The organism is Acinetobacter sp. YH12251, from assembly GCF_013417465.1.
In the GTDB taxonomy this organism is placed as follows: domain Bacteria; phylum Pseudomonadota; class Gammaproteobacteria; order Pseudomonadales; family Moraxellaceae; genus Acinetobacter; species Acinetobacter amyesii.
In genome coordinates this window covers 92,083-102,756 of the sequence record NZ_VPDZ01000017.1, presented here as the reverse complement: position 1 = coordinate 102,756, position 10,674 = coordinate 92,083, and the positions used below count along the sequence as shown (strand labels likewise).

Below are 10,674 nucleotides of genomic sequence, written 5' to 3'. Positions count from 1 at the left end.
TTCAAATGGCGATTCAGCGTTTAATTGGTTTTGGGAAAAAAGAAGAGTTTAAGGAAATTTTGGCAATTTTAAGAAAGCAGAATCCTGATAGGATAAGGGTTCTGTGAAATTTGTCGTGTACAGAGAAATTATTTATACATCGAAAGATAAACCCGGTCTGATTTATGACACATTAACCGTCAACATGACGCATTTATCTGCTAACAAAGAAGAATGGAAAAAAATCATTCAAGTTTGGGATAAAACTGTTAAATACATCAACGACCCTGCAACACATGCCGATGCAGTGAAAATCATGTCTACTCGTGTCGGCGTTGATCCTGCACAGTATGAACAGTTTATTGGAGGCACACATTTACTGGATTTAGCTGCCAACAAACAAGTCTTTAAAAAAGGAATTGGTTTTGACTCGATTTATGGTTCTAGCTACCACGTAAATAAATTTAATGTTGCTAATGGCATTTATAAAACTGAAATGGATGTCGATGGATCAATCTATCCAACATTGGTTGAAGAACTGAAATAAGTTGAAACGTAAATAAAAATAAGCTCTGAACAGTATAAATGCTTCAGGGCTAACAACATCAATTTAATATCAATGAAAATAATGAAGTGCAGAACTCAAGCTTCTTCATCCATGGCATTTGAGTAAAACTTTACACCCAGTTTGATACGGTCACGGCCATGACTCATACGCCAGCGGTTGGTATCACGCAGTGAATATACGCAGCCACAATATTCTTGCTGGTAAAATTCCTCATTTTTACTGATCTCTAGCATACGCACAGCGCCACCATTTTTACGCTAGTTATAGTCCTAATAACTTATGCCTTCATAATGTGAAGCGGAGCGATGACCACAGTCATTAATCTGCTTCATATTTTTCCAGCGTGAAATTCCCAGTGAGCTACTAATTAAGCTAAAACCATGTTCTGCCGCATAAAGTGCAGTACGCTCGAAGCGCATATCAAAACACATCGTGCAACGAATGCCTTTTTCAGGCTCATTTTCATACCTTTAGCGCGAGCAAACCCATTGTCTGTGTCATAGTCAGAGTCAATAAACGGAATGTTATGTTTCTCGGCAAAGCGGATATTTTCCTCTTTACGGATTTCATATTCTTTCACAGGATGAATATTGGGATTGTAAAAAAAGATCGAAAAATCAATACCAGATTCAATTAAAGTTTCCATGACTTCGCCAGAACAGGGCGCACACAGCAAGAGTGGAGTAAAAGCTTGTCATGACCTACTGGGAGAGTCAGAGTCTGACCTTCTAATATATTAGACATGATTTTAAGAAGGTATAAGTATAAACCGAATATTTTAGCGATTCCTTAACATACCAAAGCTCGAATATGCTGATTTTTTCTAAGTATAAGTTGAGTCATATTCAGTATATTGACTAAAAAGCTGAAACGACATGAATATATGCTTATTTCATATTTGGTTTATCTATTTATGGCAAGGTTTAAGAACTTTATAGCTCAGGGCAAAAGTATATTAGTGTTACAGATTCAATATTAAAACAATTAGTGATTTGATCTTTTTTCATTTTAAAGTTAGAAAAATTCACCCTAATGAATAAATCCGCTGAATTTTGAGAGTGGAGATTTTGAGCCAATCTGTACGATTCAACACATTTCAGATGTGTGTTTGAATGAAAAATTATTCATTGAATTTTTTTTAAGCCCTTATTTATATTAAATAAAATTTAAATACTACCTGAGTGGCATTTTTTTTATCGCCAGTTGAATGATGCTTAGTTGAAGAAAATTCATTGTATTTAAATCTTAAACATGAATTTATCTCACTTTGAGTTGAGGTTAAATCATTTTTATTCATCTTAAGTTTCACGTATAAATTACTTCATACAGAAATTTTGATTATTTTTAATTTTAGGGTAGTGAATCTCCATGAGTCATAAATTTGCATGTTCAATCAAACGTATCCGCTTTGATGAAAACTATAAACCAGCTGACAATACACGTCTAACAACGAACTTTGCCAATTTGGCACGTGGTGAACACCGTGAGGAGAATCTGCGCCGTACTTTGGCAATGATTAATAACCGTTTCAATAGTTTAGCTACTTGTGACAACCCAAATGCAGATCGTTATTCACTTGAAATTGATATCATTTCGGCTGAACTCGATGTGAAAGGCAATGGTCAAACTTTCCCATTTATTGAAACTTTAAAGAGCACCATCATCGACCATAAAACCAATGAACGCATTGAAGGCATGATCGGCAACAGTTTTTCATCGTATGTACGTGACTACGACTTCAGCGTGGTATTACCAGCACTCGGCTGCAAGTTTAATGAAAAACCTGAAGATTTTGGTGATTTACACGGCAAGCTATATCAACACTTGATCAATTCAGAGGTATTTAAAGCTGAATTTAAGAAACAACCTGTCATCTGTTTAAGTGTTTCAACGACAAAAACCTATTACCGTACTGCAAATGTGCATCCGATCTTAGGTGTGGAATACACTAATGATGACTATTCACGTACCGATGACTATTTTGCAAAAATGGGCTTAAGCGTTCGTTACTTCAAACCTGAAAATGCGACTGCACCATTGGCATTCTATTCGGCAAATAACTTGCTCAGCGACTATACAGATTTCGAACTGATCAGCGCGATCAGCACCATGGAAAGTTTCCAAAAAATCTACCGTCCTGAAATTTACAATACCAATGCGACAGCAGGTTTAGTGTATCAACCAAGCTTAAGCTTTGGCGATTATTCATTAACCCGTATTGTGTATGACCGTGTTGAACGTGGTCAGTTGGCGGTTAAACAGGGCAAATGGACGGAAGAGAACTTTATCCAGCCATATAAAGACATTCTGAATGAGTGGGCGGCTAATTTTAGTATTGAAAATGCAGCCGCAGCTTAATATTAAAACATGTAAATAGATGAAAACGCGGGTGAGTTAAAACACCCGTTTTAAAGAAAATAGAGATAGAAGATCGAATATGGCCATTTTACTCCCAACTTCAACTGCTGGCAGCTTACCTAAACCATCTTGGCTGGCTGAACCTGAAAAACTGTGGTCAGCATGGAAGCTTGAAGGCGAAGAATTATTAGATGCAAAACGTGATGCGTTGAAATTATCTTTGCATGAACAAATCCATGCAGGCATTGATATTGTCAGTGATGGTGAACAAACCCGTCAGCATTTTGTGACCACATTTATTGAACATCTTGAAGGTGTAGATTTCGAAAAGCGTGAAACGATGCGTATTCGTAATCGTTACGATGCAAGTGTCCCGTCTGTGGTGGGCGAAGTTTCTCGTAAGAAAGCAGTGTTTGTTGATGATGCAAAATTCTTACGCAGCCAAACCAATCAGCCGATCAAATGGGCTTTGCCTGGCCCAATGACGATGATTGATACTTTGTATGATGGTCACTACAAAAGCCGTGAAAAATTAGCTTGGGAATTTGCTAAAATCCTCAATCAAGAAGCGCTAGAGCTTGAAGCGGCAGGCGTGGACATTATTCAATTTGATGAGCCTGCGTTTAACGTGTTTTTTGATGAAGTCAATGACTGGGGTATTGCGACCTTAGAGCGTGCGCTTGAAGGTCTGAAATGTGAAACAGCTGTTCACATTTGCTATGGTTATGGCATTAAAGCCAATACCGATTGGAAACAAACCTTGGGTAATGAATGGCGCCAATACGAAGAATCATTCCCAAAACTGCAGCAATCGAAGCTCGATATCATCTCACTTGAATGCCAAAACTCTCGTGTACCGATGGATTTAATCGAACTCATCCGCGGTAAAAAAGTGATGGTTGGCGCAATTGATGTAGCAACCAATCGAGTAGAAACAGCAGAAGAAGTAGCCAATACATTACGCAAAGCATTGCAATTTGTAGATGCCGACAAGCTATATCCTTCAACGAACTGCGGTATGGCACCTTTACCTCGCCAAGTGGCGCAAGGCAAACTAAATGCGCTAAGCGCAGGCGCTGCCATTATTCGCCAAGAATTGACCGCATAAATTCGAGCTGACTCAATTTCATGTAAGGGCAATAAGGAAATTAAATTTGCTATTGCCCAAACCTGAGAAAGAGATAAGCCATATAGACCATTGAGATTGAAGAGATGATTGAAGCAACTGATTTTAGAAATGCAATGTCTTTATTGACGACTGCAGTCAACGTGATTACGACTGAGGGTGAAGCAGGCATGCATGGATTTACAGCATCAGCCGTATGCAGTGTGACAGATACACCGCCAACTTTGCTGGTTTGTATGAATCAATCATCTCGTTCTCATGCGCATTTTCTTGAAAATAAAGTTCTGTCTGTCAATGTTTTGGGCGCACAGCATGAACACATTTCCAATGCATTTGCTTCAAGCAAATTAAACTCTGAAGAGCGTTTTAAATTGGGTTCTTGGACTGTATTAGAAACAGGTTCACCAATATTAAAAGATGCTTTGGTCAGTTTTGACTGTCAGATTGAACAGATTCAAGAAGTGGGTACGCACAGTGTGTTTATGTGCCGTGTGGTTGCAATCAAGCAAAGTCAGCAGGAAGAAAGTTTAGTTTATTTCAACCGTGCTTATCATGCTGTGGGTCAAGTGGAGTTAGCTTAAACCAGTCAACTTCTTCAATACATCTCTTTAAAAGTATCTATTTCGTGGAACTCATTACTTTCTTAATTATTGGCGCATTTGCTGGTTTTGCTGCAGGGCTGTTTGGCGTTGGCGGCGGTACTATCATTGTGCCTTTGCTCTATATTGTTTTTAGCCAAATGGGCTATAGTCCCGATGTGATTATGCATTTGGCGCTCGGCACATCTTTGGCTACGATTGTTGTGACATCGATCAGCTCCTTGATGGCGCACAATAAAAATGGTGCTGTGATTTGGCCTGTATTTAAAAATTTAGCTCCGCCAATGGCGATTGGCTGTTTTGCTGGTGCTGGGATTGCAGGCTGGCTGTCAGGTTTACATCTGCAAATGATTGTCGGTGTGTTTTTACTTTGGGTGGCTTATACCATGTTTATGGGTGCAAAAAAGCCAGTCGATCCAAATAAAATACTACCATCTACAGCTAAACAAATTGCAGCAGGTTCGGGTATCGGCGTTGCATCGGCCATCTTCGGGATTGGCGGCGGCAGTATTACGGTACCGTATTTAACTGCAAATGGCGTGGTGATGCAAAAAGCGGTCGGGACGTCTGCGGCTTGCGGTTTACCCATTGCCATTGCTGGTGCATTAGGCTTTATGTTTTTTGGTATTCAACAGCAAGTTGAAATTCCAAATACCATTGGCTTTATTCATATCTATGCCTTTTTGGGCATTAGTGTGATGAGTTTCTTTACGGCTAAATATGGCGCAAAAACTGCGCATGCGCTTTCACCAGCAGTACTGAAAAAATGTTTTGCTGTGCTGTTATGTATTGTTGGATGCTTTTTTCTAGTGAAAGGCATTTTATAGTAGCAGACTGATCACACTTGCTTCATTCGAAACGTATGCTCTAGTGTGCAACAGTAAGCTAGAGCATTTTTATCTATAGCAATTTAAGTCTTTAAAATTTCAGAGATATTATTTAAAAACTTCATTTTAAAACTGACATTTCAAAGCTCTGTGCTTTTAGAAAAAACATTAATAATCACAATACCCAATAAAATAAAGGCCAAACCAATCATGGCAGGCAGGTCTAAATTTTGTTTAAACACAATCCAGCCCACGCATGAAATAAGCACAATGCCTGCAGCGGACCACATGGCGTAGGCCAATCCCATAGGAATCGATTTAAAGGTCAAACCTAAAAAGAAGAGCGCAATGGAATAGCCCAATACGGTAAAAATAATCGGCACAAGTTCAGTAAAGCCATTACTGGCTTTTAAGGCGGATGTAGCAATCACTTCGGCAATGATTGCGATGAGCAAATATATAAACGACATTGATTTCCTATAGACATTCTACGGCATGGTACAAGAGGTGCTGTTTTTCATTTTGCAACCAATCTGTACTTTCTGTCGTGGTATCAGTGCGATGCTGAAATGCATAATGTGGAACATAAATATCCACCTCGAACATCAGCTGTATTGCTTGACCATTAATAATGACGTTTTGCATTAAATGTGTTTCATCAATAACTTTGAAATGATCAAAATTAAGTGATTGATCTTGCTGAGAGAAAGTCGTTGTATAGTACTTATGCAGACCATCTACAGCGATGGATACTTCAAAGCTTTCAATCACTTTTTCATACATAGTTGGTGCAGATGATATATCGATGCTGGCAACTGTGTGCTGATCTGTAGGTAAACGGCTCAGTGCGAAAGCCACATGCTTATCACAAATAATTAAACCGCCATCCATCTGCAATGGCTGATGGCTTTCTACATCTAAAGCTGACTTCAAGCGCAGGCCTAAAAATAGCCCTTCATGCACTTGTTGACGCCAGTCTTCGACATACGCATTGCTTGGAGAGAATTCTAAAATACAGTTGCCAATCGCATGTAGTTTTGCAGGTTCTGGCCATTGCACATGATTTTGATAATTTGAGTGTGCTTTAACGTCCCAAGACAATAATTGCTGTTCAGCATCCCAAAGAGTGTTGCCAATCCAGCCTTGACGTTCATTCACTGGCGTATTTTCACGGCTTTTTAAACGTAGATCGATGGTGAAACTACGTGACTGAAACCAATACACAATGGTTTTTTCATCCGTTAATCCATTCGAAAAACTGATACTTTTTCGGCGAAAAGCACCATATAAATAGTCTGGAATAGGACCTGAAACCTCTTGGCTTGCTGGAAGCTGTGCTAAAGCCTGAAATAGATTCATGCGCTTGCTCCTCGTACTTCTGTATTTTCATCCATACCAAATGATGACAATGGCACAGCATTTCTAAGACTCAGCTCACCTGAAGCGACACGTTTTTTGAGATAACTAAAGGTTTGCGCGGTTTGATTAAATAAATGTTCGCCACCAATTAAGGGCTGATATTTGGGCGCGTCAGTAGAATGTACTGGCTCAATGATCGTGTCGTAATTACAGGCACAGAACAGAGGAAAAGAGTAGCGCTCTTCAGAGACTTTTTTAACACGGTGCTTGGTGGCCAAATATTTGCCATTCGACAAAATTTCCATCATGTCGCCAATATTCATCACCAAGGTATTTTCAATCAATGGAATATCCATCCATTCACCTTGTTTATTGAGTACCTGTAAACCCGGTGCCGTCGGCAAGAGCAGTGTAAAACATTCATAGTCTGTATGTGCGCCAATACCTTCAGCATCTTTTACTTCAGGGTCATAGGGATAATGGATTAGACGCAGTTGGCTGGTTGGATGGGTAATTTTACGATCAAAAAAATGCTCATCTACATTCAATGCTAAAGCAAAGGCCTGAAAAATTTGTTCGCTAATACCACGGACATGATGGTAATAATCACTGACCGTACTTTTAAATGTGGCATCATCTGGCCATAACGTAGGGCCCAGCAAGGGAAATGCCGTCGTTTCGCCGTGGTAATCATAATTGACGTCATAGGCTTCTTTTAAGTCATAGCTGTTGCCTGCAAACTGTTCTTCACCAATTGGCACATAGCCACTGTGATTTTTCGACAGTCCAATATAGTGTTGCATTTTACTGGCGGTATCTTGTTGGAAATAGCGCTTTGCCACCTGAATTAGTGATGTCGCAAAATCAAAATTGAACTGATCACCTTTTAAATAAAGAAAACCAACATCTTTACAGGCTTGATCCAATGCAGAGGCTACTTCTAAGCGTTCTGACAGTAGCGTGCTTTGCATTTTCGATATATCAACAAGTGGCAAAACATAAGATTCATTCATCTTCAATTCCTATAATGTTGGCCGTCCAACGCTGTAGTACATCATTTAGGCCGTCCTAAAGATGAAGAGGGATTAATCCAGTTATTTTTGCGTACTGACTTGGGTCATACGCGGAATTTTTGGTAGGTTTTCCATCGCTGGGTCGAGCTCGTCTTCCTGTGCATGTACCAAGAAATCTACCCGTTCGCGCAGTTGTTTAAATTCAGGACTCAGCATGAGTTCAGGATTACGAGGACGGGGTAAATCGACCTCAATAATTTCTTTAATTTCACCAGGATTGGCTTTGAGCGCCACAATACGATCCGCCAATAAAATCGCTTCATCCATATCATGTGTCACAAAAATAATCGTGATATCAATGTTTTGCCAAAGATCCATTAAATGTTTTTGCATTTTTTCGCGGGTATGTGGGTCAAGCGCGCCAAATGGCTCATCCATCAATAAAATTTTGGGTTCATTGACCAATGCTCGGGCAATCGCAACACGCTGTTTCATACCACCAGAAAGCTCATGCGGGTACTGATCTTGGTATTTTTCTAGACCAATAATATCAATCCATTCGCGGGCGCTGGATTCAGCCGAAGCATTGCTGGCACCTTTCATTAAAGGGCCGAACATCACATTTTCTTTGACTGTTTTCCATGGAAAAAGCGTGTAGCCTTGAAACACCATGCCACGCTCGGGGCTTGGGCCTTCAATCGCTTGGCCATCGACTAGCAATTCACCGCTACTGTAAGGATCAAGCCCAGCCACAATTCGGCTAAAGGTCGATTTACCGCAACCCGATGGGCCAATCACGCAGATAAATTCACGTTTATGAATCTTTAAATCCAACTGATTTAAAATAGTGCGTTCAGTTTTGCCGTACTTAAAACTTTGTGTAAGTTTTTTTGCTTCTAAAATGACAGGGCGTGCATAAATTGCATCGAAATAAGTGCTGGCATTAAATTCTGTGCTGTTCATTATTTTGCTCCTGCTTTCCATTTAAATAGACGTTGACCGAGTTTCATTAGCACCACATCGCATACCAAACCAATCACCCCAATGATGAGGATCGCGGCATAAACATTGTCAAAGTTTTGGTAACGCGCTTGTTGGGTAATAAACCACGTAATCCCAGAGGTTGTGCCAATCAGTTCAGATACGATCAGATAAGTCCAAGCCCAGCCCAGCAATACACGTAAGTCGCGGTAAATGTCGGGAAGCGCCGCTGGAATCACCACATGAAATAAGCTTTTCATTTTATTGGTGCCCAGCGTAAAACCTGCTTCGATCAGGCCTCGGTCAACCATCCGTGTGGTATTCGCAATAATCAGAATTTGCTGAAACAGCGTACCAATCACAATAATGGCGATTTTAGGTGCATCATTAATGCCTAAAATCGCAACGGCTAAGGCACCAAAAGCAGGAGCCGGCAAGTAGCGGAAAAACTCAACAAAGGGTTCTGTCAGTTGTGATATTTTTTGAGAAAAACCGCAAAGAATACCCAGCGGAATACCGATGAGAGAGGCAATAAAAAAAGCGCTGAACACAATTTTAATACTGTGCCATAAGCTTTGATGAAACCATGGGGCATCAGGTTGGGCAGGTGGAGTTATAAAAGCCGTAACTAATGCTTTTGCTACTTCGTGCGGTGCAGGTAAATAGATTGGATTGACCAGTTTACCTTGAGGTGGTGCTAAACCTGCATTGACCGCAGATTGCGCTTCGGCATAAAACACCGCTTTGTCTACACGGCTATCGATCTGAAAATACGGCACACTGCCAGACTGCGTAATTTGCACCTGCGGATGCCATAAATATGGCAAATAACTCACTGCACACCAAATGAGCACAGGAATTAAAAATGATCCTAAGCCAAGCAATAGCTTACTTTTTGGACTGAGCTCTCTTGCGACATAACCCATACTGACCAAGCCCCAATATTACTTTTTTAATAAAACGTAATACTATTAAGCAATTTGAATGCCAAAGGCTTGTATGCCGTGATTTAACTGCAATTGATAAAGTTGAATGGACTAAATATCTGAAAAAGCCTGCCAAGGTAGCAGGCAAAATGATTTTTTGGATCTAGAACAATGCCAAAATGTACTTTTATGGCGCAACTAATTGCTCAAATAGCTTTTTCATGCCTTCGCTGGCACCCGCTTTAATCAATTGATACTGCTCAGGTACACGCTGATAATCTGCTTTCGGGTCGATATAAAATGCACGGCAGTTGGCAGGGATTTCGTGAATCAATCCAGCCACAGGATAGACGGCCAGACTCGTGCCAATCACAATAAAAATATCTGCTGTTTGTGCACTTACACTGGCATCTTCATAGGCAGGAACTGCTTCGCCAAACCAGACCACATGTGGCCGTAAAGGATAACCCTCAGGGCATTTGTCGGTCTCTAAGTTTAAATCAGTACCTTCAATAGGGAAAAATTCCTGCGTATATTGCGCCTGAGGGCCAGAGCTTTTTGCGTAACGAATATTGCCATGCAGATGCAGTACATTTTGACTGCCTGCACGTTCATGCAGGTCATCAATATTCTGTGTAATAACTTGAACATCAAAAAAATCATCGAGTTCAGCAATCAATTTATGCGCTGTATTTGGCTCTGCGGCTAAAATATGTTTACGGCGTTCATTATAAAAACGCTGTACTAAAGCTGGATTGCGTGCCCAAGCTTCTGGCGTAGCAACATCTTCAATGCGATGCTGCTCCCAAAGACCATCACTGTCACGGAAAGTATTGATGCCGCTTTCTGCGCTCATACCAGCACCTGAAAACACCACAATTTTTTGCATAGATATATAGCCTTATATTTTAATTGATGCGTCCATTAGGCACGGTTAC

The 10,674-nt window shown here is 40.4% G+C and carries 10 protein-coding genes and 2 pseudogenes; 5 read left to right on the top strand and 7 right to left on the bottom strand.

Going from position 1 to position 10,674, the window contains the following annotated elements; all coding sequences use genetic code 11:
* Nucleotides 1-121: 121 nt before the first annotated feature.
* Nucleotides 122-526 (top strand): annotated as a pseudogene (locus tag FTV27_RS14770) (ABC transporter substrate-binding protein); the annotation flags it as partial.
* 95 nt (nucleotides 527-621) lie between these two features.
* Here the strand turns inward: FTV27_RS14770 and FTV27_RS14765 are convergent.
* Nucleotides 622-1,291, bottom strand: a pseudogene (locus tag FTV27_RS14765) (epoxyqueuosine reductase QueH).
* A gap of 624 nt (nucleotides 1,292-1,915) precedes the next feature.
* On the opposite strand from FTV27_RS14765, the gene FTV27_RS14760 reads away from it, so the two are divergent.
* The 4 genes from FTV27_RS14760 (at nucleotide 1,916) to FTV27_RS14745 (ending at nucleotide 5,457) form a co-directional block, all read left to right on the top strand.
* Complete coding sequence (locus FTV27_RS14760; RefSeq protein WP_180079146.1) at nucleotides 1,916-2,905, top strand: putative oxygenase MesX; 990 nt, start codon at nucleotides 1,916-1,918, stop codon at nucleotides 2,903-2,905.
* A gap of 79 nt (nucleotides 2,906-2,984) precedes the next feature.
* Nucleotides 2,985-4,013: a methionine synthase gene (locus FTV27_RS14755; protein WP_180079145.1), complete on the top strand. Its 1,029-nt coding sequence runs from the start codon at nucleotides 2,985-2,987 to the stop codon at nucleotides 4,011-4,013.
* Nucleotides 4,014-4,117: 104 nt separating this feature from the next.
* On the top strand, nucleotides 4,118-4,612 hold the full coding sequence (locus FTV27_RS14750) for a flavin reductase (RefSeq protein WP_180021806.1): 495 nt from the start codon (nucleotides 4,118-4,120) through the stop codon (nucleotides 4,610-4,612).
* A 44-nt stretch (nucleotides 4,613-4,656) separates the two neighbouring features.
* Nucleotides 4,657-5,457 (top strand): sulfite exporter TauE/SafE family protein, encoded by an 801-nt coding sequence (locus tag FTV27_RS14745; protein WP_180079144.1) that lies wholly within the window; start codon nucleotides 4,657-4,659, stop codon nucleotides 5,455-5,457.
* A 140-nt stretch (nucleotides 5,458-5,597) separates the two neighbouring features.
* Here FTV27_RS14745 and FTV27_RS14740 read toward each other — a convergent pair whose 3' ends face one another.
* The 6 genes from FTV27_RS14740 to FTV27_RS14715 all read right to left on the bottom strand — a co-directional run bounded on the left by FTV27_RS14740 (nucleotide 5,598) and on the right by FTV27_RS14715 (nucleotide 10,625).
* Entirely contained in the window at nucleotides 5,598-5,927 is a 330-nt protein-coding gene (locus tag FTV27_RS14740; RefSeq protein WP_180079143.1) for a multidrug efflux SMR transporter, read from the bottom strand.
* Nucleotides 5,928-5,934: 7 nt separating this feature from the next.
* Nucleotides 5,935-6,816, bottom strand: a complete 882-nt coding sequence (locus tag FTV27_RS14735) for a hypothetical protein (protein WP_180079142.1) — start codon at nucleotides 6,814-6,816, stop codon at nucleotides 5,935-5,937.
* Entirely contained in the window at nucleotides 6,813-7,829 is a 1,017-nt protein-coding gene (locus tag FTV27_RS14730; RefSeq protein WP_180079141.1) for an isopenicillin N synthase family oxygenase, read from the bottom strand. The genes FTV27_RS14735 and FTV27_RS14730 overlap by 4 nt, the downstream gene beginning before the upstream one ends.
* Before the next feature lie 81 nt (nucleotides 7,830-7,910).
* Nucleotides 7,911-8,792, bottom strand: a complete 882-nt coding sequence (locus FTV27_RS14725) for an ABC transporter ATP-binding protein (RefSeq protein WP_180079140.1) — start codon at nucleotides 8,790-8,792, stop codon at nucleotides 7,911-7,913.
* Nucleotides 8,792-9,736: an ABC transporter permease gene (locus FTV27_RS14720; protein ID WP_180079139.1), complete on the bottom strand. Its 945-nt coding sequence runs from the start codon at nucleotides 9,734-9,736 to the stop codon at nucleotides 8,792-8,794. The genes FTV27_RS14725 and FTV27_RS14720 overlap by 1 nt, the downstream gene beginning before the upstream one ends.
* Nucleotides 9,737-9,923: 187 nt before the next feature.
* A complete protein-coding gene (locus FTV27_RS14715; RefSeq protein WP_180079138.1) occupies nucleotides 9,924-10,625 on the bottom strand; it encodes an NAD-dependent deacylase in 702 nt (233 codons plus the stop codon).
* Between the last annotated feature and the right edge of the window lie 49 nt (nucleotides 10,626-10,674).

What these genes read in the sequence shown, in the direction of transcription:
- FTV27_RS14755 (WP_180079145.1), top strand. Translation starts at nt 2,985, where the DNA reads ATGGCCATTTTACTCCCAACTTCAACTGCTGGCAGCTTACCTAAACCA.
- FTV27_RS14715 (WP_180079138.1), bottom strand. Translation starts at nt 10,625, where the DNA reads ATGCAAAAAATTGTGGTGTTTTCAGGTGCTGGTATGAGCGCAGAAAGC.
- FTV27_RS14760 (WP_180079146.1), top strand. Translation starts at nt 1,916, where the DNA reads ATGAGTCATAAATTTGCATGTTCAATCAAACGTATCCGCTTTGATGAA.
- FTV27_RS14750 (WP_180021806.1), top strand. Translation starts at nt 4,118, where the DNA reads ATGATTGAAGCAACTGATTTTAGAAATGCAATGTCTTTATTGACGACT.
- FTV27_RS14720 (WP_180079139.1), bottom strand. Translation starts at nt 9,736, where the DNA reads ATGGGTTATGTCGCAAGAGAGCTCAGTCCAAAAAGTAAGCTATTGCTT.
- FTV27_RS14730 (WP_180079141.1), bottom strand. Translation starts at nt 7,829, where the DNA reads ATGAATGAATCTTATGTTTTGCCACTTGTTGATATATCGAAAATGCAA.
- FTV27_RS14725 (WP_180079140.1), bottom strand. Translation starts at nt 8,792, where the DNA reads ATGAACAGCACAGAATTTAATGCCAGCACTTATTTCGATGCAATTTAT.
- FTV27_RS14735 (WP_180079142.1), bottom strand. Translation starts at nt 6,816, where the DNA reads ATGAATCTATTTCAGGCTTTAGCACAGCTTCCAGCAAGCCAAGAGGTT.
- FTV27_RS14740 (WP_180079143.1), bottom strand. Translation starts at nt 5,927, where the DNA reads ATGTCGTTTATATATTTGCTCATCGCAATCATTGCCGAAGTGATTGCT.